Here is a 25473-nt window from a genome sequence, read left to right on the forward strand (position 1 = left end):
CACATAGATGACTTTAAGGAGGAAATCTCTCTGTGCTAATTGACTACCGACCTGAACCGTTTACCGATTTTACCGATGAAAAGAACCGAAAAGATTTTGAGCAGGCTTTGCAGAAGGTGGAACAAGAGCTAGGTCGAGACTATGATCTGATTATCGGCGGAGAACGAATCCGCACGGAAAACAAAATTGTCTCCATTAATCCTGCACTTAAAGAGCAGGTGGTTGGAACGGTTTCTAAAGCAGACCAACACCTCGCGGAAAAGGCGATTCAAGCGGCAGCTAAAACATTTGAAAGCTGGAAGGCGGTACCGCCTGATCACCGGGCCAGGTACCTGTTTAAGGCAGCTGCCATTATGAGACGCAGAAAGCATGAATGGTCCGCTTGGCTGGTGAAGGAAGCCGGAAAAACATGGCCAGAAGCAGATGCCGATACAGCGGAAGCCATCGATTTTATGGAGTACTATGCGCGCCAGATGATCAAGCTTGGGGAAAGACACCCTTTAACCCGGCTGCCTGGGGAAGATAATGAGCTTTACTATATTCCATTAGGGGTTGGCGTCGTTATTCCTCCTTGGAACTTCCCCTTAGCGATTATGGTGGGCATGACGACCGCGGCTATTGTGGCTGGGAATACAGTTGTCTTAAAACCAGCAAGTACAACACCTGTTATTGCGGCTAAATTTATTGAGATTCTCGAGGATGCAGGATTACCGCCAGGTGTTGTCAATTATGCGCCTGGAAGTGGAGCCGAGGTTGGAGATTATTTAGTCGATCATCCTATTACTCGCTTTATTAGCTTTACGGGTTCTCGAGAAGTTGGGCTGCGGATTAACGAGAGAGCAGCTAAACACCAACCTGGCCAAAAGTGGATCAAGCGGTTAATTGCGGAGATGGGCGGGAAAAACTCCATCATCGTTGATAAAGATGCGGATATAGAACTTGCAGCCCATGGTATTACGGTGTCTGCGTTCGGATTCTCCGGCCAAAAATGCTCAGCCTGCTCAAGAGCTATTATTCATGAATCCATATATGACCAGGTCTTGGCCCGTGTTGTGGAAATGACAAATGGACTCAAAATGGGAGACCCTAGGAATCCTTCTAATTTTATGGGGCCGGTTGTGGATGAACCTGCTTATAATAAGATTCTAGAATACATAGAAATTGGCAAGAAGGAAGGGCGCTTGATGACGGGTGGAGAAAAAGGAGACGAGGCTGGTTTCTTTATCAAGCCGACGATCTTTGCTGACGTACATCCGGAAGCGCGCATCTTGCAGGAAGAAATTTTTGGTCCTGTTGTAGGCTTTACGAAGGCTCGAGATTTTGATCATGCTTTAGAAATTGCCAACAATACGGAGTTCGGGTTAACCGGGTCAGTGTATTCACGGAATCGAGCCCATCTGGAAAAAGCAAGGACAGAATATCAGGTGGGGAATCTTTACTTTAACCGGAAGTGTACCGGAGCGATTGTCGGGGTACATCCGTTTGGCGGCTTTAACATGTCAGGTACAGACTCCAAGGCGGGCGGACCGGACTATCTTCTACTATTTACCCAGCCTAAGCTCACTTCCGAATTGCTGTAACTATAAAGAATCATCCTTCTCTAATAAGGGAGGGCATGATTCTTTTTCTATTTTTGGGTCAAACTAACGTAAAATAGCGACTCCAATATAAAAAGGGCGGTATTTATGGCTTTTTATCTTGTTGTGTGCCTTTTTACCTTTTTTATTGTATACCTGCTTATTCCTGTGACTAAGAAAATAGCGGTCGCATTGGGAGTGGTCGATCAACCTAATGCCAGGAAGATTCACCGTGCACCCGTTCCCTTATCAGGGGGACTTGCGATCTATATTGGATCTATTGTTACACTCTTTCTCTTTTTTGAGATTACGGCCTTACATTTTGTGTTAGCCTGGGGCGGGTTTTTATTGCTTGCCATAGGTTTGGTAGATGACTGGTTTAAATCCCAAGGAAAAGATTTTCCGGCATGGCCCAAGCTGTTAGGGCAGATAGGAAGTGCCGTGTTTGCTTACTTCTTAGGGATTCGCTTTTTCGGGTTAGGTGAATTCTGGACAGGCGGCGAAATTTATCATTTTCCTGATTGGCTGGCGTTACTGGCTACGGTGTTTTGGATCGTAGGATTTATTAATATGATCAATTTTCTAGACGGCATGGACGGTTTAGCAGGAGGAATTACAGCCATTTCGTCCGTTACCTTGTTTACCATATCCATTCTGCGCCTTCAGCAGGATGTAGCGGTATTAGCCGTCATCTTAATAGGGGCAAGCTTAGCCTTTTTGAAGCATAACTTCCACCCTGCTACGGTTTTTCTTGGAGATGCTGGCTCCATGTTTTTGGGATACGCGATAGGGGTTACGTCCTTGTATGGGGCGATGAAAAGCGCTACCCTGGTGACGTTCGTCATTATCATCTTGGCCCTTGGGGTACCTGTGTTTGACACCATTCAAGTGATCATTACACGCCTGAAGGCGGGCTCTCCTATTTATCAGGCTGATCGAAGGCATGTCCATCATCGCTTGCTAAGCAATGGTCTGACGCAAAAACAAGCCGTCATGGTTATTTACGCCATGGGCATTGGCTTCTCAATTCTATCCCTTCTCCTCTTCCTTTATATTAGTTAATCTCCGAAACTTTCCAGAACCTCGCACGTATCAGAGATATAACCTTTGGGGGAGGAAAGAAAAAGATGCTAATGACAACCACAAGTACATTGCAGGGAAAAGAAGTAGCGGAGTATATTTCTGTTGTATCCAGCGAAGTCATTTTAGGGGCGAACGTGGTACGCGACTTTTTGGCGGGAATTACAGATATTATCGGAGGGCGAAGCGGGGCTTATGAGAATAAGCTCTCAGAAGGAAGAGAGATGGCGCTTCGAGAGCTGGAGCAGCGCGCACGAAAAATGGGGGCTGATGCGGTGATTGGCATCGACCTTGATTTTGAGACTCTTCGCGATGGCATGATGATGGTGATTGCCACTGGAACAGCAGTAAAACTGAAGTAAGGCAGTGAGAGGCCCTGCAATCCTAATTGCGGTGCCTTTTTATATTTGGTATTATCTTAATTATGGCTAGATTTCATGGAGGTGTAGCGGATGAGCGAAATATCGCGCGAGCAGGTAGAGCATGTAGCAAAATTAGCTCGGTTAAACTTGACTGAGGATGAGACCGTACAGTACACATCCCAATTAAATTCGATCTTAAATTTTTTTGAGAAGCTAGACGAGCTAGATACCGACCAGGTAGAGCCTACGAGTCACGTGCTCGAAGTCTATAACGTAATGAGGGAAGACGAAGAGCGTCCATCCATTGATCGGGAAGAAGCTCTTCGCAATGCTCCAGATCACGAAGAGGGTCAATTCAAAGTCCCTGCGGTTATGGAATAGGTAGGGGGGAAGAGTTATGTCTATTTTTGAAAGAAAAATCATGGAAATACATAATGCACTAAATCAAAAAGAACTTAGTGTAACTGAACTGGTTGAAGCTTCTTTTGCGCGTATTCGAGAAACAGAACCCCAAGTGGGAGCGTTTCTGACCCTGAATGAAGAAGGTGCAAAAGAAAAAGCGAAGCAGCTCGATGCACAAGTCGGCAGCGAAGAAGAAATGGGGCTCCTCTTCGGTCTTCCGATGGCGATTAAGGATAATATCGTAACCGAGCGAATCAGAACCACGGCAGGAAGCAAAATCCTCGCTAACTATGATCCGATTTATAACGCATCCGTCATGGACCGACTCAACGCTTCCGAAGCGGTACTGGTGGGTAAAACCAATATGGATGAATTCGGAATGGGGAGTTCAACTGAGAATTCAGGATTCCAGAAAACGTATAACCCTTGGAATGCAGAATATGTCCCAGGCGGTTCGAGTGGTGGATCTGCGGCAGCTATAGCAGCGGGACAAGCTTATTTTGCCTTAGGAACGGATACTGGCGGATCGATTCGCCAACCCGCTGCTTTTTGTGGTGTGGTCGGTTTAAAGCCAACCTATGGCCTCGTTTCTCGCTTTGGTTTAGTTTCTTACGCATCATCCCTTGATACGATCGGTCCCATTACGAAGTCGGTAGAAGATGCCGCTTATGTCCTTTCGGCGATTGCTGCCCATGATCCGTATGATTCCACCTCAGCCGAAGTGGAGATTCCAGACTATCTTTCCATGCTTACAGGTGAGGTAAAAGGATTGAAGGTAGGCGTGCCTAAAGAATTGTTAGGGGAGGGAATTGACCCTGACGTAAAGGCAAGAGTTGCAGAGGCACTTAAGGTGCTAGAGGGTATGGGAGCTATCGTTGAGGAAGTCTCCTTGCCTCATACGGAATATGCGGTACCTACGTATTACATTTTGGCTCCATCCGAAGCGTCCTCCAACTTGGCCCGTTACGACGGAGTTCGATATGGCGTTCGCAGTGATAATGCTAAAAATCTAATTGAAATGTACAAGGAAACTAGAAGCCACGGGTTCGGTTCTGAGGTCAAGAAACGCGTAATGCTAGGAACTTATGCCCTAAGCTCTGGTTACTATGATGCTTACTATAAGAAGGCGCAAAAGGTTCGTACCTTGATTAAGCAGGACTTTGACCAGTTGTTTGCTAAGTATGATGTGATCATTGGACCTACAGCGCCAACGACAGCCTTCAAAATTGGAGAGAAAACAGCCGATCCATTGACCATGTATTTAAATGACATTTGCACCATCCCAGTGAGTCTTGCGGGAATCCCCGCGATTAGCGTTCCTTGTGGCTTAGCTTCTAATGGGATGCCGGTTGGACTGCAGATTATGGGTAAGCATTTTGACGAAGCTACCATTCTACGTGTAGCTCATGCCTTTGAACAAAATACAGAACACCACAAGGCTAGACCGAAGCTGTAGAAGGGAGGAAACAGAAGATGAAATACGAAACGGTTATCGGACTGGAAGTTCATGCTGAGCTTTCCACCGAATCTAAAATATTCTGCGGCTGCTCCACCGAATTCGGCGCTCCGCCCAATACGCATACGTGCCCGATTTGTCTGGGCCATCCGGGCGTGCTTCCTGTATTGAACAAACAGGCGTTGGAATTTGCCATCAAAGCTTCATTAGCCTTGAATTGCAAGATTAACCAAGTGTCCAAGTTTGACCGCAAAAATTATTTCTATCCTGATTCACCGAAGGCTTATCAGATTTCGCAGTATGATCAGCCGGTTGGTGAACATGGCTGGATTGATATTGAAGTGAATGGGGAAACCAAAAGAATTGGGATTACTAGGCTGCACCTCGAAGAGGATGCTGGGAAACTGGTGCACTCGGATTATGCCGATGCTACCTTAGTGGACTTTAACCGGGTTGGGGTTCCTTTAGTAGAGATTGTATCGGAGCCTGATATTCGCACACCAGAAGAAGCGAAGGCTTATCTTGAGAAGTTAAAGTCTATCCTGCAGTACTGTGAAGTATCGGATGTTAAAATGGAGCAGGGATCCTTACGCTGTGATGCCAACATCAGCTTGCGTCCTTACGGACAAGAACAATTCGGAACCAAAGCCGAGTTGAAAAATATGAACTCCTTCCGCAATGTTCAGCGCGGATTGGAGTATGAGCAGCAGCGCCAAGCCGAGATTCTAGATCAGGGCGGAACCATAGTTCAAGAAACGCGCCGCTGGGATGATGCCAATGCGCGAACCATTACCATGCGTGGCAAAGAAGAAGCCCATGACTATCGCTACTTCCCGGATCCAGATCTAGTTAAGATGAACATTGGCTCCGAGTGGATCGAAGAAATTAGAGCTACGATTCCTGAACTACCTGATGCAAGACAGGCTCGTTATGTTCAAGAATATGGCTTGCCCGCGACGGACGCAGGGGTATTAACCGCTTCTAAGGAGATCTCGGACTTCTTCCAAGCTGCTGTGGCTACCGGAGCGGATGCCAAGCTCGTTTCGAACTACATCATGGGTGATCTGATGGGCTATTTGAATGCCAATCAGCTAGAACTAGGTGATGTAAAGATTACAGCGGTTGGTCTCGGTGAGATGGTAAACCTTATTGCAAAAGGAACCATCAGCACAAAAATTGCCAAAACCGTGTTCAAAGAAATGATCGAGACAGGGAAAGAACCAGCTAAGATTGTAGAAGAGCAAGGACTCGTACAAATCAGCGATGAGGGAGCAATCGCCGGGATTATTGCCGAAGTGGTGGCGAAAAACCCTCAATCAGTAGAAGATTATAAAGCAGGGAAAACACAAGCCATCGGGTTCCTCGTCGGGCAAGTGATGAAGGCAACCAAAGGAAAGGCGAACCCGGGTATGGTGAATAAGCTATTGCAGGAAGAATTGAATAAATAGGCAGTCAAAATCACAAGGGAAGGGCTTCTCTCAACTGTTATGTTGATGAAGAAGCCCTTTCTTTGTTTTTTTTGGGGCATCAAAGCCTGGATTAGGGCAGCAAAGCTGTGGTTTGATGCCCTGTAAGCCAGCCGAAGCCCTGATGGGGGTATCAAAGCCAAGGTTTGATGCCCTGCAAGCCAGCCGAAGCCTAGATTGGGGCATCAAAGCCTGGATTAGGGCATCAACGCCCCTGTTTGATGCCCTGCAAGCCAGCCGAAGCCCCAATCAGGGCACCAAAACCCCTGTTTAATGCCCTGCAAGCGAGCCGAAGCCTAGATTGGGGCAGCAAAACCCCTGTTTGATGCCCTGAAAGCGAGCCGGTGCCCTGATCAGGGCACCAAAACTCCTGTTTGATGCCCTGCAAGCCAGCCGAAGCCCCAATCAGGGCACCAAAACCCCTGTTTAATGCCCTGCAAGCGAGCCGAAGCCTAGATTGGGGCACCAAAACCCCTGTTTGATGCCCTGAAAGCGAGCCGGTGCCCTGATCAGGGCACCAAAACTCCTGTTTGATGCCCTGCAAGCCAGCCGAAGCCTAGATTGGGGCATCAAAGCCCCTGTTTGATGCCCTGCAAGCCAGCCGAAGCCTGGATTGGGGCATCAAAGCCCCTGTTTGATGCCCTGCAAGCAAGCCGAAGCCCGGATCAGGGCATCAAAGCCCCTGTTTGATGCTCTTTAAGCTAGCCGAAGCCCAAATAAAGCCCCGCTCTCCATACAAGTGAACAATTTATGAAACCCTCACTTTATGAACCTTTCATGACACCGTGTGTTCTGAGAAAACGAAAGAAAAACAGAGAAAACAAAAGAAAACAAGAGATTCTTTCTTACTAGAAGCTCTCAATTGAACGTTGTTTCATTTTACTTAAAACCCTATGATTAAGGTGTAATCAAAACGTAATAATCTGATCTGAACATCAGAAGACTATATGATCGTCGCCTAAGAAGGAGGAGTAACCATGTTGGATATAAAGGAGCTACAACAACAAAACGTGAGGTTTGCTGCCTGGAAGGAATTTCGCTCAGGAACCTGGATCAATGAGGTGAATGTGAGGGAGTTTATCCAGTCCAACTGGACTCCTTATCATGGGGATGAGAAGTTTTTGGCAGGCCCTACAGAAAGAACAACGAACCTGCATCGTATGACTGAGGAACTGTATAAGTTAGAGCGTGAAAAAGGCGGAGTGTTAGACATTGATACCAAGGTTCCTTCTAGTATTACTTCCCATGCTCCAGGGTATTTAGATAAAAATAAAGAAAAAATTGTGGGGATGCAAACTGATTCCCCTCGTCGTCGATCTATTATGCCTAACGGCGGGATTAAGATGGTGGAAGATGCGTGTAAAGCGTATGGTTACACGCTTGACCCTAATGTTCTGGAAATTTTTACGAAGTACCGCAAGACCCACAATCAAGGAGTTTTTGATGTTTACACCCCTGAGATGAAGCTAGCTAGAAAAGCAGGCATCATTACCGGATTGCCGGATGCCTACGGACGCGGGCGTATTATCGGGGATTATCGAAGAGTTGCGCTTTACGGTGTCGATTTTCTTATCGAAGATAAGAAGCATGAATTATCCTTAACCAATCAAAGTGTGATGAATGAGGAAACCATACGTGAAAGAGAAGAGCTAACCGAGCAGATCCGCTCTCTTCAGGAACTAAAAGAGATGGCACTGGCCTATGGCTTTGATATTTCCTTACCGGCATCCACAGCACAGGAAGCTGTTCAATGGCTCTACTTTGCTTATTTGGCAGCGATAAAAGAGCAAAATGGAGCGGCCATGAGTATCGGGCGGGTATCCACCTTTTTAGATATATACTTTGAAAGAGATCTGCAGGCAGGTCGAATCACGGAAGAAGAAGCCCAAGAAATCATGGACGACTTTGTAATGAAGCTTCGCATGGTGAATTTCTTGAGAACACCAGATTATAACGACCTCTTTAGCGGTGACCCTACTTGGGTGACAGAAGCGATTGGGGGAATGAGTACGGATGGACGCACGCTCGTAACGAAGAGCTCCTATCGGATCTTGCATACTCTTTATAATTTAGGTCCTTCTCCAGAGCCTAACTTGACAGTCCTGTGGTCACCTGACCTGCCAAAGGCCTTTAAAGCTTACTGCGCAAAGGTTTCGATCGATACAAGCTCAATCCAATATGAAAATGATGACTTAATGCGATCTAGCTTCGGCGATGATTATGGCATTGCTTGCTGCGTATCGGCGATGAGGATTGGCAAGCAGATGCAATTCTTTGGCGCACGGGCCAACCTGGCCAAAGCTCTCCTCTATGCGATCAATGGGGGAATGGATGAGCAGTTGGCCATCCAAGTGGGGCCACAGATGGAGAAGTGGCAAGGGGAATATTTGGAGTATGAGACTATCATGTCACGCTTCGACCAAGTGATGGATTGGCTAGCGACGCTTTATGTCAATACACTAAATGTCATTCACTATATGCACGATAAATACGCGTATGAGCGCTTAGAAATGGCTTTGCATGATCGTCATATTCTGCGAACCATGGCATGTGGAATCGCCGGTTTATCGGTGGTTGCGGACTCGCTGAGTGCTATCAAATATGCAAAAGTGAAGCCTGTATATAATGATCAAGGAGTAGCTATCGATTTTACCATTGATGGGGAATATCCTCAGTTTGGAAACAACGATGCCCGTGTGGATGAGATTGCCGTCGGATTGGTTCAGCGTTTTATGGAAAAACTCCGCAAGCAGCCAACCTACCGCAATTCTGTCACTACGCAGTCGGTTCTAACCATTACATCCAACGTGGTATATGGCAAGAAAACCGGAACCACGCCAGATGGACGTAAAGAAGGAGAGCCATTTGCTCCAGGTGCTAACCCGATGCATGGCCGTGATCAGAAGGGGGCGCTTGCATCCTTCACCTCTTTAGCGAAGCTTCCTTATGAAGATAGCTTAGACGGGATTTCCTACACCTTCTCGATTATTCCAAAGGCTTTAGGGAGAAGCGAAGAAGAAAGGGTTCGAAACTTAACCGCCCTTCTGGATGGATATAGTGTTCAGGGAGGCCACCATGTTAATGTCAACGTCTTTAACCGCGAGCAATTGATTGAAGCGATGGAGCATCCGGAGATGTATCCGCAGCTGACGATACGTGTATCGGGCTACGCTGTAAAATTCATTAAACTCACAAGAGAACAGCAGCTAGATGTGATTCGTCGTACTTTCCATGAAAGAATGTGAGGCATATGAAAGGCAGAGTTCATTCTATAGAAACCATGGGTATGCTAGACGGACCGGGAATCCGTTATATCGCCTTCTTGCAGGGCTGCGTGCTTCGCTGTCAGTTCTGCCATAACCCCGATACTTGGAATATCCAAGGGGGAGAGCTTACGGATAGTGAGACGCTTCTAGAAGATATCAAAAGCTATCTTCCGTATTATCAAGCATCGGGCGGAGGGGTAACGGTTAGTGGAGGAGAGCCTCTGGTACAGGCTTCGTTTGTATTGGACTTGTTTAAAAAGTGCAAAGAGGCAGGCATCCACACAACCTTAGATACGACTGGCATCATCTGGAGTCCGGATGTGGAGCAGCTCTTGGATTATACGGACCTAGTCTTGCTTGATCTTAAGGAGATGGATCCGGATAAACATAGTAAGCTTACCGGCTGTTCCAATACGAATGTGTTTCGGTTTGCAAGAGAGCTAGAAAAACGTCAGGTGAAGGTGTGGATCCGCCATGTGGTTGTTCCGGGCTTGACCGACGATCAAGCTGGGCTTGAGCAAATTGGCCAGTTCATTCAAGGCATGTCCAATGTAGAAAAGGTTGAACTGCTGCCCTTTCATAAAATGGGAGAATACAAGTGGGAGCGTCTGGGACACAACTATCAATTAGGCCAAGTCAGTCCCCCAACAGAAGAAGAAATGCAAGCTGCCTATGCTTGTATTAAACCTTATTGGCCGCAATAAAAATTTAAAGGCTGTCTCGAGTTTGCCGAGACAGCCTTTAAATTTGCCCCAAAAACTTTTTTATCCAGTACAAATGCGTTATCATGGATAAAGATGGATAACAAAAGGTGATGATAAGGATGAAGCGAGCACGGTTAATTTATAATCCCTCGTCAGGAAGGGAAGAGATGAAAGACAAATTGCCGGAGATTCTTGACTTTTTCGAAGCGGCGGGATACGAAACCTCCTGCCATGCCACTAAAAAAGCAGGAGATGCTTCCATAGCTGCAGCGTATGCGGCAGACCGCGGATTTGACCTCATTATTGCCGCTGGTGGAGATGGAACCTTGTACGAGGTAGTAAATGGTCTGGCCGAGAAAGATTACCGCCCCCCGGTTGGTATTATTCCTGCCGGAACGACGAATGACTTTGCACGGGCGATTGGCCTCCCCGTCAAAAATATACTCAAAGCTTGCGAAATGATCGTAAAGGGAACCCCCATTCCCATTGACATTGGGAAGATTAACGACCGCTACTTTATCAATATCGCTGGCGGGGGAGCGTTAACCGACTTAACTTATGAGGTGCCCAGCAAACTAAAGACCATTATGGGGCAGCTGGCTTACTACGTCAAAGGCATCGAAAAACTTCCGTTTATCCGCCCCAGCCGCGTTCGTATAGAAACAGAAAGCCGAATTATTGATGAGGAAATTATGCTATTTCTTATTGCCAACAGCAATTCCGTTGGCGGCATGGAAAAGCTAGCCCCCTTTGCCAACTTATCGGACGGCAAGTTTGACTGCTTAATCCTCAGAAAAACGACCCTGCCGGAGTTCTTGAGGATTGCCACGCATGTAATTAAAGGAGATCACATCAAGGATCCGGATGTTCTGTATTTCCAAACAAGCAGATTGAGGGCAACAGCGAGTACGAAGGTCCTCTTGAATTTGGATGGGGAGCTCGGGGGAGAGCTGCCGATGGAATTTACCGCTTTGCATAAGCATATACAAGTGATCATGCCAGAGAATAGGTGAAAGAATGACAAAACAGCTTGAACTACCTGTACAGAAGAATGAAGAAGTCGAGTTTGACATCACGGGTCTAACTCATGAGGGAGATGGCGTAGGGAAGGTGGAGGGCTTTACCCTTTTTGTTCCGCAGGCTCTCCCTGGTGAACGAATTAAAGCTAAAGTGCTGAAGGTAAAGAAAAACTATGGCTATGCCAAATTGGTAGAAATGGTGGAAGCAAGCCCCGATCGTCTTGAGCCGCCTTGTCCCGTTTATCATCAGTGCGGAGGCTGTTCCTTGCAGCATGTCTCTTATGAAGAGCAGCTTCGGCAAAAAACGATCATTGTCCAAGATAATCTAAAACGACTAGGGAATATTGAACACGCCACCGTTCATCCCACGCTCGGTATGAAGGACCCCTGGAGATATCGCAACAAAGCCCAGGTTCCTATCGGAGAGGAGGAGGGCGGTCTGATTGGCGGCTTCTATGCCCAGCGCTCTCATCGTATTATTAACATGGAGTCCTGTTTAATCCAGCACGAAAAAAATGATGAAGTCATTGAGCTGGTTAAGAGAGCAGCTTCTCAGCTGGGGATATCTGCGTACAATGAACAAACGAGAAAAGGGTTGCTTCGCCATGTGGTCGTCAAAGTGGGGTTCAAGACCGGTGAAGTTATGGTGGTTCTTGTTATAAACGGAGATAAACTGCCGAATCAAGAAGAGTTAGTTAATCAACTAACGAAAAAAGTCGATGGCTTAAAGAGTTTGGCTGTTAATGTAAATAAAAAACAAACCAATGTTATATTTGGGGATCAAACTCAAATCATTTGGGGAGAGCCCTACATCTATGACTATATCGGCAACATTAAATTTGCGATATCCCCACGTTCCTTTTACCAAGTTAATCCTGTGCAAACCGAAATCTTATATGGAAAAGCGCTGGAATATGCAAATCTGACCGGGAATGAAACCGTAATTGATGCTTATTGTGGTATCGGAACCATTTCTTTATTTCTAGCCCAAAAGGCCAAGCATGTCTATGGGGTTGAGATCGTACCCGAGGCGATCGCTGACGCCAAACGAAATGCCCGTCTGAATGTGATGGAAAACGTAGACTTTGCGGTAGGGGAAGCGGAAAGAATTATCCCTTGGTGGTATGCACAAGGCATTAAGGCCGATGTGGTGGTGGTGGATCCCCCTCGCAAAGGATGCGACGAAACGCTGCTGGATACTTTGATCCAGATGAAGCCGAAAAGGATTGTGTATGTTTCCTGCAACCCTAGCACCCTAGCCAGAGACCTTCAGATCCTCGAAGCAGGTGGGTATGTAACGAAAGAGGTTCAGCCTGTCGATATGTTCCCGCATACGTTCCATGTGGAGAGTGTGGCGTGGTTATCCCTGAAGGAATAGGGGAGAAAAACCTATAAAAAATAACCCTCATTTCTGAGAGTTTATTGAGAAGGAATTGGCCTATGAGGCTACTTTAGTTTATGTCAACAAGATTCGATATGATACTACAGGGGTTCATAATCATTGCCGTAATTGTAAATATAGGAGCAAATGGACGGTTTGTGACAAAAGAACCGTCCTTATTTGCGTATGTTACTGGTATGTGAGCCGATTTTTATTGGAGACGGTGGCCAGGAGGGGCAAACCCTCCTGGCCTTCGGTCTTGGAATCATTACCGGTTTGTGAGCAAAATGGTCGGTTTCGTGATTAAAGTGGACTGGTTATTTGGAATTGTACCAGGTATGTGAGCAAACGGCATCCTTCCGTGAGCATCGACCACCTTTCCGTGAGCAAAACCAAATTTTTGTGATCAAATTGACCCGGATACCAGTAATAGGGTCCGGGAACGGACAAGGATCATAAAAAAAAACCGAATTACTTAAAAAGCAGCTTAAAATTGAAGGTTCTAACCCAAAGTTTAGATTGCACTTTGAAAAAGTAGACCTAAATCACTCCAAACCTTGAAAAACCTTCGCGAGGTCTTGGAATCATTACCGGTTTGGGAGCAAGTGACTTGGTTTTGTGATCAAATGGCGTGAATGATCTGGAATGGACTTCACAAATCAAAAAACATCCTCCAAAACGGTAAAATTACAAAAAAAACCAATGCTTTGCCCAACGGCTCCTGATCATTTCGGGGTATGCTATGGATAACAATCTTTTTGGGGGTATTCGCTATGGCCAAAGATATCCTAACCGACTTTATGGAAGAGTTAACTACGTTGTGCGATAAGTACCATCTATGGGTGGAAGGGGAAAATATCCGTGTAGAGGATGACAACGGAAACCTAATAGGAACCTTTATGACCTACAATGATAAAAATGAGGCCTACACAGCCAAGTTAGTAGGTGAGCCAGGAGAGCTCCATGAATAAAAAAATAACCGGAGTTTCCTCCGGTTATATCTTCTCCTCGGACAAAAGAGGATAGGCACCTTCTTCATCATGCGTTTCTCTTCCCGTGCACGGGGGATTAAACACGCAGACCATCCGCATATCGGTTTTAGCGCGCAGCGTATGCTTTTCGTGTCCATCCAACGCATACATAGTGCCTGCTTGAATAGGGTAGGTCTTGCCATTGCTCAAATCCTCTAGTTCGCCTTCTCCTTCGATACAGTAGACAGCTTCCTGGTGATTTTTATACCAGAAGGTAGAAACCGTCCCCGCTCGAATGATGGTATCGTGCAAAGAAAAGCCCATTTCATCTTTTTTCAATAGAAATCGTCTACTTTCCCAATTACGATCATCAACGTGGTTTATAGATCCCTTAATGGATTCCAAAGATCTTACAATCATCCCTTATTCCTCCTACTTTTTATTTGAAAGACAAGCTATGATACTTTCTTCAATGATTCCTAGTCCTTTGACAAGGGCCGATTCATCAATAGTTAGCGGTGGCATTACTTTGAACACTTCGCTCTTAGGGCCAGACGTTTCCATAATCAGCCCGCGCTCAAAGGCTTCTTTGCAAATCTCTTCAGCTGTACCATCCGCTCCGCAAGCAATCCCGCGCATTAATCCGCGTCCCCGTAGTTCTCCTTGAAGCAGCGGGTAATTTTCAACTAAATGATTCAAAAATTCCTCAACCAACAACCCTTTTCTGATGGTTTCCTTAGTCAGTTCGTCTGTTTCCCAATAAGTTAGAGCCTCCGTTGCTGTGATGAAAGCGAGGTTGTGGCCGCGGAAGGTACCGTTGTGCTCACCCGGGGACCAAATATCATATTCAGGCTTGATAAGGGTTAAGGCCATAGGCAGTCCATAGCCACCAATGGACTTGGATAGACAAACGATATCAGGCTTGATTCCAGCCGGTTCAAAGCTGAAGAAAGGACCCGTTCGACCGCAACCGACTTGAACATCATCCACAATCAAGAGGATATCCCACTTTCGGCAGATGGCCTCCACTCGTTGCAACCATTCATAGCTCGCCGCATTGAGTCCGCCTTCTCCTTGCAAGGTTTCTAAGATAATGGCTGCAGGAAGGGAAACGCCGCTTCCGTTATCCTCCAGAAAACGTTCTAAATAATCCAGCGTATCAATTTCTTCACCCAGGTAGTTGTAAAAGGGCATAGATACGCTATTATGCAAAGGGATACCGGCCCCATCACGCTTAAAGGCGTTCCCTGTGATGGATAGTGACCCCAAAGTCATACCGTGGAAGGCGTTGGTAAAGCTCATGATTTGATCTCGACCTGTCACTTTTCGAGCTAGTTTTAAGGCACTTTCTACGGTATTGGTTCCCGTGGGACCAGGAAACATGACCTTGTAGTCAAGCTGTCTAGGCTCAAGAATGATCTGCTTGAATTTTTTGAGGAAGTTTCCTTTCGCTTGAGTAGCCATATCTAGGCTATGGGTAATGCCGTCGCCAGCGATATAGGAAATCAGCTTTTCTTTCATTTGAGAAGGGTTGTGACCATAATTTAGCGCACCAGCACCTGCAAAAAAATCAATGTATTCATTCCCTTCAGCATCCCAAAGGGTATGTCCCTTCGCTTTGACAAAGGTGGTGGGGAAGCTTCGAATGTAGCTCCTGACCTCCGACTCCAGATCGGCAAAAACTTGAAGTTCAGTATCCAGTTTATTCATTACTTGCATGGGCTCACGTTCCTTTCAAGGATATAGGGTTGATTGGACCAATGCGAAACGTTAGTTCGGCTTCATGTCCGGGTTCCGGAAACAGGTCTTCAGTAAAGCATTCTGTAACACTGCAAGAGCAATCCATTCGCTGCGCAAGACCTTTAAACAGCGATTGAGAGGGCAGGTTGGAAGGGGAAACGGTTGCTTCGAGATAGTGAATTTTTTCACATGACCTCCGAGTGAGGAGCTCTCGCAGTAGGTTTTTCCCTAATCCCTTCCCTCGCTGTGATTCATGGACCGCCACTTGCCATACAAAAATGACGTCTGATGCTTGGGGGGCACGGAAAGCGGACACAAAGCCGATAATTTGCTCATTTTTTTCTGCCACCACACAGGTGTCAGGAAAAAGCTCGCAAAGCATCAAGTAACAATAAGCGGAATTTAAATCCAGGGTTCGAGTACTCTTAATTAGTTCCCAGATCGCTGCACCATCTTCTTTTGTTGGCTGGCGGAAGCGATAGGATGAAGGCGTATAATTATTGAATTTGGTTCCCTCCTTTTTCCATCTTGGCTACGTATTTAATCATAACGTGTTTTACAAAAGATCGTCAAAGCGGATATCTCGGAGTCAGGTCGGTTTATTCGGTTTTAAATAGGGTAAGGTAGATTGAGGCCAAAGATCCTTTTTAAATCCTCCCATATCCTCCCAGATCCTCTTTTATCCTCAACATTTTCAAAAAAACTATTGAAAAATCACATAATTCTATATATAATTAATCAAAATAAATCACACTTGATTAGTCGGATTAAAAGGAAAGGGGAGACTGTTGGATGAGTGCTTTGAACGGACGGGTAATTTTGATAACGGGAGCCGGTACAGGATTAGGAAGGGAATTAGCCTTGCAGCTAGCAGAAAAAGGAGCGAAATTAATCCTTTGCGGCCGAAGAAAGTCTAAATTGAGTGAGCTTCAAGAAGAGCTCGAGGCATACAATGAGAATATTTTGGCACTGCCAGCCGATGTTTCCCAAGAGCAAGATGTGAAAAGTTTGGTTCGTGAATCCGTTAGTCGCTTTGGACGGATTGATATGCTGATTAACAATGCTGCTGTATTTGCCAATACTTCAGTTGCGGAGTCCAGTTTAGAAGAGTGGAATTATCAAATTGGTATTAACTTAACAGGAACCTTCCTCATGAGTCGGGAAGTAATTCCGCAAATGAGAAAACAAAAGTCGGGACAAATTATCAATTTTACATCGGGCTTGGCTAAAACCGGTGCAGACGGCTTTGGTGCCTACAGTGCAAGTAAGGCTGCCATTGAAACATTAACGTATTCCATCGAAGAAGAAGAACAAAGAAATGGAATTTCTGCCTTAGTTATTAATCCAGGCATCATGAAGACGAATATGCAGTCCACAGGCGTGGATCCCGCCGTCGTTGCAGCCCAGCTTGTTTCTTTTCTTGAGAAGCCGTTCTCATCCTCGAGTAAGGTATTGCAGCTAGAGGATCTTTCCGTTCAATATCAAAGCTAACCACTGAAAAGGCTGTTCCTGACGGAACAGCCTTTTCGATTGCTATTGAGCTCGTACCACAATACTTCCAAAAAATTGCCCATTAATATAGGCAGTCAGTCGCCATAGCCCCTCCGTAGGCAGGGAAAGAAGGGTTATCGCATGGTTGTCCGCACCATTTAACGGCTTAACGGGAACCATAAATTCACGTTCAATTAGGGTGATCCGATTTCCTGAATCCTGATGGACGGCGGTGAGAGTGAGCTTGCCGGCTAGTTCAGGAGTTGCTCCCCAAAAATGCCATACATAATCCCGGTGCTTCCCGACTTCAAAAGGGGTATCAAGAATGGCGAGATGCCCTTCATCCCCTCTCATGATTTTACCGCCTGATTCAAACGTGGGGCTTTCCTTCCACTCCACCGGTTCTACTTTTCCTGGACCACAGCCCGTAAGGAATAGAAGGAGGGCGATGATCGGTAACCATTTCATAAATCTAATCACCTCTTGAATTGTCAAATGAGTCTGCTATCGTTTTTGCAAAGTGCCCCATGGTTCCTTGTACATAGGAACGCATGACCTCAGGCGCGATGGCGGCGATAGCGCGGTCTTGGTATTCCCTTGGATACCCTAAGGATTGAAGTTCTTTTTCTAGCTCTTTAGCGGCCTTAATGGCATGATAAGTGGCTAGTTTATTAAGTTTTTCCACGACGGATTCGTCGTCTATGATTACTTTGCCTATCTGTTCGAAAAGCTGAATCGTTTGCTTTGCTTTCTCTCCCTGAGCAGTTTGAGCATCGGCTACGAATAACGCATTTCCATGTAAACGAAGATCTTCAGAGTGACCCATAAACTTTAAGCCCAACCAGTCGAGTTCGGGAAACTCTGCGCGTAGAGTTGGAGTCGGCATAACAGTGGCTAAATTAACAAGCAGCGTATGTTGAAGAGAGATGCCTTCGGATTTCAGCTCGTGTAGAAAAGGAATAATCCCGTGAGCGGGCAGGGCTAATAGAAGAACAGAAACAGAAGAAAGCTCGTTCTTGCTTAAGGCTTCTGTATAGGGGAAATCTTCCTTAAAGGACTCGGCTTTAAGTGGATTGGGATGGAAGAAGGAAAGGGTAATCCCTGTACTTTGCAGTTGATGAGTGAGAGCTCTCCCTATTTTTCCAATGCCTACAATTCCCCAACGTATATTGTCCATGCTGTTTCTCCTCCTCGTTTTTTTAGATCTACCCCTATCATAGCAAAAAGGTGGTTTAATTGAAAAAGCTATCCTCAAAGGATAGCTAAAAAGGCTTCCATTTCAATTTACTAGAGGCGGAATACCGAGCATCTACGTCTTCCCAATTTACGACATTCCACCATGCTTCAATGTAGTCCTTGCGCTTATTTTGGTATTTCAGATAGTAAGCGTGTTCCCAGACATCGAGTACTAGAAGGGGAATAACATCTTGTTGGGAGAGATTCTGATGCTTTTCTGCTTGGAGAATTTCCAAACGATGGGAGCGAGGAGACCAAACTAATAGTGCCCAGCCCACCCCTTCTACTTTTTCTGCCGCAGAGGAAAAATGCTGCTTAAATTGCCGAAAAGAGCCGAAGTCCCGCTCGATTTGCTTGAGTAGCTCTCCTTTTGGACTTCCTTCACCTTTAGGTCTCATATTGTGCCAGAAAATGGTGTGAAGGTAGTGACCGGCGCCGTGGAAGGCAGCCTCTCGTTCCCAATGCTTAATAAGCGAGAAGTCCCCGGTTTGTCTAGCTTTCTGCATTTCTTTCTCGGCTTTGTTCAGGCCATCTACATAGCTCTGATGATGAACCGTATGATGAAGCCGCATGGTTTTTTCATCAATATGCGGTTCAAGTGCATGGTAGGGATAAGGAAGTGGAGGCAAGGTATGTCCGCCGATGGGGACAGGGCCAGTCGTTCGTTCAACTGTCTCGACGGTTTCCTCTTGCTGTTGACTTGCTAATTGCACCTCATTTAAGTTAAATTGATCACGGGCAAAAAGAACAAATTGTTGGCGGAGATACTGGGCATGTTTATATAATTGTTTGAAGGTGAGGGGAGTTTGTTCATTTTCAAACTCTTGAAGCAGTTGGGAAAAGCGGTTTTGCCATTTGGTAAGAGCCAGCGATTGCTCGGAAGAAAGAGAATGGTCCGCTTGTAACATAGCAATTATTTTTTTATGTTCTTGAATCCAGTTGATCATTTGCTCGGTCCATTTCGTCCATTCCGATACCTGGGGGGCTTCACTCATATTAAGTCATATCCTCCTTTATAGGCTTTATTATTAGCCTATGGAAGAAGCAAGCAAATGGGAACTTGTCGAATATTTATGTAAAGGGACATTTTTTGTCCGCTAGTTGAAAAATAAGTCCCACTATCGTATAATAAAAATATGAATTTTATCTCCATCCCCTTTTAACTAGCAGTACCTTCTTAGGCATGTAGCTTCTCAGTTACATGCCCTTTTTTTTATGCTGATGGAGAGTGTATACTAGGTGATGGAAAAACTAAGATTTTGAGTAGAGGTGACGAGAGTGAGTCTGCGTTTTGATTATTCGAATGCATTATCTTTCATGCGTAAAGAAGAGGTAGACATCCTGGCCCATTTTGTTAGAGGGGCTCACACCATGCTCCATGAAAAAACAGGGGCAGGTCATGACTACGTAGGCTGGGTGGATCTTCCTGTGACTTATGATCAAGAAGAATTCAGCCGGATTAAAACGGCCGCAGAGCGAATTCAATCCGATTCGCAAGCATTGGTCGTGATTGGCATTGGGGGCTCTTACCTTGGGGCGCGAGCAGCGATTGAAATGCTATCGCATACCTTCTACAATCAGGTGACAACCAAAACGCCTCAAATTTATTTTGTAGGACACAATATCAGTTCTACCTATATTGCTCATTTGTTTGAGGTACTTGAGGGAAAAGATATCTCGGTTAACGTGATTTCTAAATCAGGAACCACTACGGAACCAGCAATTGCGTTTCGCATGTTTCGGGATTACCTGGAGAAAAAGTATGGCAAAGAAGGAGCTAAACAACGGATCTATGCGACCACCGATCGGGAAAAAGGGGCGCTTAAGAAGCTTGCTGATGAAGAAGGCTATGAAACCTTCGTCATTCCAGATGATGTAGGGGGAAGATATTCAGTCTTGACCGCGGTGGGATTGCTGCCAATTGCCGTGAGTGGAGCCGATATTGACCAGATTATGCAAGGGGCTGCGGATGCTTATCATACATATAATAATCCTGACCTAAGCACGAATGAGTGCTATCAATATGCAGCAGCCCGCAATGCGCTCTACCGTAAAGGGAAAACGACAGAGATCTTAGTTAATTATGAGCCAGCTCTTCATTTTGTTTCAGAATGGTGGAAACAGTTGTTTGGTGAAAGTGAAGGCAAGGACCAAAAGGGGATCTTCCCAGCGTCCGTGGATTTCTCTACCGATCTTCATTCCATGGGACAGTATGTACAGGACGGACTTCGCAATATTTTTGAAACGGTCATTCATGTCGAACAGCCTAAGGTCCAGCTCACCATCCAAGAAGACCCACAAAATATTGATGGGCTAAACTTCCTCGCCGGAAAAACCGTCGATGAGGTAAATAAAAAAGCTTTTGAAGGTACCTTGCTAGCTCATATTGATGGCGGTGTCCCTAATTTCGTGGTATCTATCGACCAGCTTAATGCCTATACGTTCGGGCAGATGGTGTATTTCTTTGAGAAAGCCTGCGGCATCAGCGGTTACCTGCTAGGGGTTAATCCTTTTGATCAGCCAGGAGTAGAAGCGTATAAGAAAAATATGTTTGCTTTGTTAGGAAAGCCTGGATTTGAAAAGGAAAAAGAAGCACTAGAAAAACGACTTCAATCAAAATAAAACCTAAAGAGGCTGTCAGTTTTCGAACTGAACAGCCTTTTATATTAAATAGGCGGCAGAATTCCAAGATAACACGAAATCTGCTGGGAAATATTCGGATAGTTTGCGCACGACCTTCTAGGTGCTGGTGGCGGATAGGGCGGATAGGGCGGATAGTAGGGGGGATAAGGAGTCGGTGGATAGGGCGGTGGTGGTGTGGGTTGAGTAGGAGGGATCGGTCCATAATAGGGTCCTATCCCTATAAGGTCAGAATAATGGAATTGCATAAACCGGGGTTGTGTTGCGCCGGGGAGGTAAACCCATAAATCGACCATGCCGTTAGCTTGGTTGAATTGGATGACGTAAGCGATAACTTGCCCATAGGTAGGAATGGAGGTCCTAATCCATCTGCCAACGTACGGAGTAATGGCGCTGGGAGCTACAAACTGCACTGAGGCTTGTTGTCTATTATTCATCAGTCAAACTCCTCCTTTTTCTTTCATTGTATCCGCCAATACCTAAGATGGCTCTAGGTAAATACCCAATTTGCCTAAGGGATTGCATGAATCGTTTTCTGTAAGGGAATATTTTACATATTAAATATTCCTCAGGAGGGCTTTATGAAAGCTGTTACGTATCAAGGAATCAAGGACGTAAAAGTGAAGGAAGTTCCAGATGCTACGCTCCAGAAGAAAGATGATATTCTTGTTCGGATTACAAGTACGGCCATTTGTGGTTCAGATCTTCATCTCGTTCATGGCATGATCCAAAATTTGCAAGAAGATTATATTATTGGACATGAGCCCATGGGAATTGTAGAGGAAGTAGGACCAGAAGTAACAAAAGTAAAGAAAGGGGATCGGGTCGTCGTACCATTTACCATTGCTTGTGGTCAGTGCTTCTATTGTCAAAATCACTTAGAAAGCCAGTGTGATAACTCTAACGACAACGGGGAAGCAGGCGCTTTCTTCGGGTACACGGGAACCTTCGGCGGATATCCCGGAGGACAAGCGGAGCTTCTACGAGTTCCCTTTGCCAACTTTACCCCTTTTGTTGTTCCACAAGATTGCGAGATGGAAGACGAGAAGCTCTTATTTTTATCTGATGTGATTCCTACAGCCTATTGGGGAGTTGATAATGCTGGTGTCAAGCCGGGCGATACGGTGATTGTCTTAGGCTGCGGCCCTGTCGGTCTCATGACGCAGAAGTTTGCCTGGATGAAAGGCGCCAAGCGTGTCATTGCAGTGGATTATATCCAATACCGGTTAGAGCATGCGAAACGGACAAATAAGGTAGAGATCTTTGATTTCACCAAGGAGCACAACGCCGGGAATGCCTTGAAGGAAATGACGGGTGGCGGTGCGGATGTGGTCATTGACTGTGTGGGGATGGACGGAAAAATGACCATGTTGGAAGTAGTAGAGACGGCGTTGAAGCTTCAGGGCGGATCTATGGGTGCCATCCTGATCGCCAGCCAAGCCGTGAGAAAAGGAGGCACTATTCAACTGGTAGGGGTATACGGTCTTCGTTATAATGCTTTCCCTTTGGGGGACTTGTTTGCACGAAACATTACGCTCAAGATGGGACAAGCGCCCGTAATCCATTATCTGCCGCATCTATATGAGATGATTAAGCGCGGAGATTTTGATCCAACGGATATTATTACCCATAAGCTGCCGTTATCCGAAGCGGAGCATGGCTACGGGATATTCGATCAAAAACTGGACGACTGCATTAAGGTCATCTTGAAGCCATAGGGAGTTACTCCCCTCGAAAAGAGGGGTTTTTTCATTCGACCGGACATAAAATGGAAAGTAACCACCTACAAATGAGGAGGACCAATGGATCTTGTAGCGAGAAGCAAACAGGTGATTCTAGAAAACCAGGCTGCAAGCGGGGCTTTTGTGGCTTCGCCATCCTTTGAACATTATCGGTATAGCTGGCTTCGCGATGGAACGTTTATTGCCTACAGTTTAGATGGTGTTGGAGAGCGCGAAGGGGCAGAGCGATTCTACCAGTGGACAGTCCGTACAATTGAAATGCATAGAGAGAAAGCACAATCCGTAATCGACCGCGCCGGCAAAGGGGAAGCCATACCTCAATCCGATCTTCTTCATACCCGATATACCTTGGAGGGCGAAGAAGTTCATGCCGAATGGGGCACATACCAGTTGGATGGGTATGGGACATGGTTATGGGGATTGAGTGAGCACTTCAGGATCCATCAGCCCGAAGATCTGATTACCCAGTTCAAACCGACCTACACCCTGATTGCAGAGTATCTTCTATTGTTATGGAAGATTCCTAACTTTGACTGCTGGGAGGAGTTTGGCGATCAGGTTCATCCTGCAACGATTGGAGCCATCTATGGCGGGCTAAAAGGCATCTCCACTTTTCTAGAGGAACCTCTGCGTCGAGTAATAGATCAAGAACTTACAAACATGAAAGAATTTCTTCTAAAAGAAGGAACGGCTTATGGCCATTTTAGCAAGTCTGTAGGCAATCCAGAAATTGATGCTTCTCTTCTATGGCTGCATGTCCCGTACGGTGTAGTTGAAGCGGAAAATCCTCTTTTTCGAGAAACGGTTGAAAAAATCCAATCTCGTCTACTCTTTGAATGTGGTCTTCATCGCTATCCTCAAGATGTCTATTATGGAGGAGGTCAGTGGATCTTACTATCCGGTTATCTCGGCTGGCATTATTCCGTTTGCGGGGAGGTAGAGAAAGTACGAGAGCTGCTTCACTGGATAGAAGATCAGTTCGACGAACAAGGGAATCTTTCGGAACAAGTACAGCACCATTTGCTTGCTCCCGAGCATTACGATAGGTGGGTAGAACAGTCGGGGCAGCCGGCTTGCCCACTTCTCTGGTCTCACGCCATGCACTTGATTTTAACAAGTAAGTTGAATTTAGGTGGAAAAAAGATTAGTGTATAGTGAGATAGGATACCTCCCCATCATGGGAGGGTTTTTCTTTTTAGGGGGGTAAAACGATGTTTGATCCTACAATATACGAAAATTTAAAAGTCGTGCTGGAAGGGGCCGTTTATGACTTGGACGCGGCAGGAGTGGCCCTTGTGACGAATCGAGTCGATCGCGTGGATTTAGCCACTATGTCTCGTTTATATTCCATTCAATTTCGTGAAAAAGAGCAAGCAGCAGGCCAGACTGAAGCAGAGATACAACTATCTGCCCAAATGCAGGATTTAGCAGCAGAGATCTTAGAGCAAAATGAGAAGTATGCAGGCTGTGGGTTGGAGGTTGTATTTCAGACTAACGTCAGGAACATTGAGCAAGACTGCCCTAAGATCGAAACGCTGCTTCTAGATATCTGGCAGCATCGGCCGACAATAAAGCAAACTCTTTCGTTTACCTATGGGGAAAATGTGGGAAGCTATAAGAACAGTATTTCTGTTCAGTTCGGTAGAAAGATTAACGAGGAACAAATCGAAGATATGGATACTTTGATTGATCATGTTTTTCATTCCATACAAGAGTTGAATCAAATACATATGAAATAAGGGAGATGCATTAATGGCTGCTCGTATTGAAGAATTTAAACCCTTTTTACAACAGGCTTGGACTAAGCTAGGATTCTCTGAATTTACCGCCATACAACAGAAGGCCATGCCACTTATCCAAGAGGGACATGATGTTATCGCAGAATCTCCGACTGGAACGGGGAAGACACTTGCTTATCTGCTGCCCCTACTAGAAAAAATCAAACCGGAGGTGAAAAGCCCTCAGGTTGTGATTTTGGCTCCTTCTCGCGAGCTTGTGATGCAAATTCATGAGGTGGTTCAGACCTTTACAGCGGGAAGTGAAATTACGGGTGCTTCGTTCATTGGCGGAGCAGACATGAAGCGTCAGCTGGAGAAGTTAAAAAAGCATCCCCTGGTTATCGTGGGAACTCCGGGTCGTATCCGCGAGCTTATTCAAGCGAAAAAGTTAAAAATGCATGAAGTAAAGACGGTAGTCGTCGATGAAGCAGATCAAATGTTTCAGACGAACCTGATGGACGCTGTTCAAGATATCGTAAAGACGACCCTGCGTGATCGGCAATTGCTCTTTTTCTCCGCTACGATCTCAGATCGCGCAGAACAAACAGCAAAAACGATGATGAATGAGCCGCAAGTCATGCGGGTTCACCGGACAGAGCTCCCGGAATCTAAGGTAGAGCATCTCTATATGGTTTGTGAATACCGGGACAAAGTGGACGTTTTGCGACGCATATTGAAGATGGGGGAAGTCAAGGCCATTGCTTTTGTGAAAGATGCTCAGCAATTAGAGGAGCTAGGCTCCAAGCTAAGTTATAAAGGAGTCTCTGTTGGCGTACTGCAAGGAGAGGCCTATAAGACAGAACGGGAAGCGGTGATGAGGAATTTTCGATCAGGAAAGTATTCCTTGTTGCTTACGACCGATCTTGCGGCAAGAGGGCTGGATATCCAAAACGTAACCCATGTCATCCACTATGACTTTCCAGAAGACCCACAGCAGTATGTCCATCGTTCAGGCCGTACAGGAAGAATGGGGGCAGCAGGAACCGTGATTTCAATTGTTACTAACCGACAAGAGGCAGCGGTAGCAAAAATTAGCAAGGAGCTTCAGATTCCAATCCTCAAGAAGACGTTGTATATGGGAGATGTCGTTGATCAGAAGCCGGCGGTGCGTAGCCAACGAGGGCAAAATAGAAAATGATTTATTTCCTCCGTGCGTAGTATA

General features: G+C 45.8%; 24 protein-coding genes and 1 pseudogene. 17 read left to right on the plus strand and 8 right to left on the minus strand.

The window, feature by feature from the left end; all coding sequences use genetic code 11:
• Positions 1-32 precede the first annotated feature (32 nt).
• From pruA to gatB, 6 genes are all read left to right on the plus strand, one after another.
• Positions 33-1580 (plus strand): L-glutamate gamma-semialdehyde dehydrogenase, encoded by a 1548-nt coding sequence (gene pruA, locus EIZ58_RS06290; RefSeq protein WP_134699717.1) that lies wholly within the window; start codon positions 33-35, stop codon positions 1578-1580.
• 105 nt (positions 1581-1685) lie between these two features.
• Complete coding sequence (locus EIZ58_RS06295) at positions 1686-2639, plus strand: MraY family glycosyltransferase (protein WP_134699719.1); 954 nt, start codon at positions 1686-1688, stop codon at positions 2637-2639.
• Positions 2640-2704: 65 nt separating this feature from the next.
• Positions 2705-3019, plus strand: coding sequence for a YbjQ family protein (locus EIZ58_RS06300; protein ID WP_134699720.1), 315 nt, complete (start codon positions 2705-2707; stop codon positions 3017-3019).
• Between the two features lie 90 nt (positions 3020-3109).
• Positions 3110-3400, plus strand: coding sequence for an Asp-tRNA(Asn)/Glu-tRNA(Gln) amidotransferase subunit GatC (gene gatC / locus EIZ58_RS06305; protein WP_134699722.1), 291 nt, complete (start codon positions 3110-3112; stop codon positions 3398-3400).
• Between the two features lie 16 nt (positions 3401-3416).
• Positions 3417-4877, plus strand: a complete 1461-nt coding sequence (gatA, locus tag EIZ58_RS06310) for an Asp-tRNA(Asn)/Glu-tRNA(Gln) amidotransferase subunit GatA (protein WP_134699724.1) — start codon at positions 3417-3419, stop codon at positions 4875-4877.
• A gap of 17 nt (positions 4878-4894) precedes the next feature.
• On the plus strand, positions 4895-6325 hold the full coding sequence (gene gatB / locus EIZ58_RS06315) for an Asp-tRNA(Asn)/Glu-tRNA(Gln) amidotransferase subunit GatB (protein WP_134699725.1): 1431 nt from the start codon (positions 4895-4897) through the stop codon (positions 6323-6325).
• A gap of 223 nt (positions 6326-6548) precedes the next feature.
• On the opposite strand, the gene EIZ58_RS06320 is transcribed toward gatB, so the two are convergent.
• Positions 6549-6887, minus strand: coding sequence for a hypothetical protein (locus EIZ58_RS06320; protein WP_167577537.1), 339 nt, complete (start codon positions 6885-6887; stop codon positions 6549-6551).
• 433 nt (positions 6888-7320) lie between these two features.
• Here EIZ58_RS06320 and pflB point away from each other — a divergent pair, with 433 nt between their 5' ends.
• The 5 genes from pflB (at position 7321) to EIZ58_RS06345 (ending at position 13684) form a co-directional block, all read left to right on the plus strand.
• Positions 7321-9588 carry a formate C-acetyltransferase gene (gene pflB, locus EIZ58_RS06325; RefSeq protein ID WP_134699729.1) on the plus strand — a complete coding sequence of 756 codons (2268 nt, stop codon included), beginning with the start codon at positions 7321-7323 and terminating at the stop codon, positions 9586-9588.
• Between the two features lie 5 nt (positions 9589-9593).
• Positions 9594-10313 (plus strand): pyruvate formate-lyase-activating protein, encoded by a 720-nt coding sequence (pflA, locus tag EIZ58_RS06330; RefSeq protein WP_134699730.1) that lies wholly within the window; start codon positions 9594-9596, stop codon positions 10311-10313.
• 119 nt (positions 10314-10432) lie between these two features.
• The gene (locus tag EIZ58_RS06335; protein WP_134699732.1) at positions 10433-11326 is read left to right on the plus strand and encodes a diacylglycerol kinase; all 894 of its coding nucleotides are present in this window, start codon (positions 10433-10435) and stop codon (positions 11324-11326) included.
• A 4-nt stretch (positions 11327-11330) separates the two neighbouring features.
• Positions 11331-12710, plus strand: coding sequence for a 23S rRNA (uracil(1939)-C(5))-methyltransferase RlmD (gene rlmD / locus EIZ58_RS06340; protein WP_134699733.1), 1380 nt, complete (start codon positions 11331-11333; stop codon positions 12708-12710).
• A gap of 776 nt (positions 12711-13486) precedes the next feature.
• On the plus strand, positions 13487-13684 hold the full coding sequence (locus tag EIZ58_RS06345) for a hypothetical protein (RefSeq protein ID WP_134699735.1): 198 nt from the start codon (positions 13487-13489) through the stop codon (positions 13682-13684).
• A gap of 24 nt (positions 13685-13708) precedes the next feature.
• On the opposite strand, the gene EIZ58_RS06350 is transcribed toward EIZ58_RS06345, so the two are convergent.
• The 3 genes and pseudogenes from EIZ58_RS06350 to ectA form a co-directional block, all read right to left on the minus strand.
• Positions 13709-14104: an ectoine synthase gene (locus EIZ58_RS06350; protein ID WP_134699736.1), complete on the minus strand. Its 396-nt coding sequence runs from the start codon at positions 14102-14104 to the stop codon at positions 13709-13711.
• A gap of 12 nt (positions 14105-14116) precedes the next feature.
• Positions 14117-15394, minus strand: coding sequence for a diaminobutyrate--2-oxoglutarate transaminase (gene ectB / locus EIZ58_RS06355; protein ID WP_370297631.1), 1278 nt, complete (start codon positions 15392-15394; stop codon positions 14117-14119).
• A 13-nt stretch (positions 15395-15407) separates the two neighbouring features.
• Positions 15408-15887 (minus strand): annotated as a pseudogene (gene ectA / locus EIZ58_RS06360) (diaminobutyrate acetyltransferase); the annotation flags it as partial.
• 329 nt (positions 15888-16216) lie between these two features.
• Between ectA and EIZ58_RS06365 the strand changes: the two are divergent.
• Positions 16217-16915: an SDR family NAD(P)-dependent oxidoreductase gene (locus EIZ58_RS06365; RefSeq protein WP_134699742.1), complete on the plus strand. Its 699-nt coding sequence runs from the start codon at positions 16217-16219 to the stop codon at positions 16913-16915.
• A 42-nt stretch (positions 16916-16957) separates the two neighbouring features.
• Here EIZ58_RS06365 and EIZ58_RS06370 read toward each other — a convergent pair whose 3' ends face one another.
• The 3 genes from EIZ58_RS06370 to EIZ58_RS06380 form a co-directional block, all read right to left on the minus strand.
• The gene (locus EIZ58_RS06370) at positions 16958-17383 is read right to left on the minus strand and encodes a DUF4871 domain-containing protein (protein ID WP_134699744.1); all 426 of its coding nucleotides are present in this window, start codon (positions 17381-17383) and stop codon (positions 16958-16960) included.
• A 4-nt stretch (positions 17384-17387) separates the two neighbouring features.
• Positions 17388-18092: an NAD(P)-binding domain-containing protein gene (locus EIZ58_RS06375; protein WP_134699748.1), complete on the minus strand. Its 705-nt coding sequence runs from the start codon at positions 18090-18092 to the stop codon at positions 17388-17390.
• An 85-nt stretch (positions 18093-18177) separates the two neighbouring features.
• On the minus strand, positions 18178-19146 hold the full coding sequence (locus EIZ58_RS06380; protein WP_134699750.1) for a superoxide dismutase: 969 nt from the start codon (positions 19144-19146) through the stop codon (positions 18178-18180).
• A gap of 283 nt (positions 19147-19429) precedes the next feature.
• Between EIZ58_RS06380 and EIZ58_RS06385 the strand changes: the two genes are divergently transcribed.
• The gene (locus EIZ58_RS06385) at positions 19430-20773 is read left to right on the plus strand and encodes a glucose-6-phosphate isomerase (protein WP_134699751.1); all 1344 of its coding nucleotides are present in this window, start codon (positions 19430-19432) and stop codon (positions 20771-20773) included.
• 44 nt (positions 20774-20817) lie between these two features.
• Here the strand turns inward: EIZ58_RS06385 and EIZ58_RS34100 are convergent, their stop codons facing one another.
• Positions 20818-21228, minus strand: a complete 411-nt coding sequence (locus EIZ58_RS34100) for a hypothetical protein (protein WP_134699753.1) — start codon at positions 21226-21228, stop codon at positions 20818-20820.
• A 144-nt stretch (positions 21229-21372) separates the two neighbouring features.
• Here EIZ58_RS34100 and EIZ58_RS06395 point away from each other — a divergent pair, with 144 nt between their 5' ends.
• The 4 genes from EIZ58_RS06395 to EIZ58_RS06410 all read left to right on the plus strand — a co-directional run bounded on the left by EIZ58_RS06395 (position 21373) and on the right by EIZ58_RS06410 (position 25449).
• Positions 21373-22509, plus strand: a complete 1137-nt coding sequence (locus tag EIZ58_RS06395) for a zinc-dependent alcohol dehydrogenase (protein WP_134699754.1) — start codon at positions 21373-21375, stop codon at positions 22507-22509.
• Between the two features lie 84 nt (positions 22510-22593).
• Positions 22594-23688 (plus strand): glycoside hydrolase family 15 protein, encoded by a 1095-nt coding sequence (locus EIZ58_RS06400; RefSeq protein ID WP_134699756.1) that lies wholly within the window; start codon positions 22594-22596, stop codon positions 23686-23688.
• 56 nt (positions 23689-23744) lie between these two features.
• Positions 23745-24272, plus strand: coding sequence for a hypothetical protein (locus tag EIZ58_RS06405; protein WP_134699758.1), 528 nt, complete (start codon positions 23745-23747; stop codon positions 24270-24272).
• A gap of 13 nt (positions 24273-24285) precedes the next feature.
• A complete protein-coding gene (locus EIZ58_RS06410) occupies positions 24286-25449 on the plus strand; it encodes a DEAD/DEAH box helicase (protein ID WP_134699760.1) in 1164 nt (387 codons plus the stop codon).
• Positions 25450-25473 lie beyond the last annotated feature (24 nt).

The sequence above is a fragment of the Ammoniphilus sp. YIM 78166 genome, assembly GCF_004522215.1.
Classification (GTDB): Bacteria; Bacillota; Bacilli; order Aneurinibacillales; family RAOX-1; genus YIM-78166.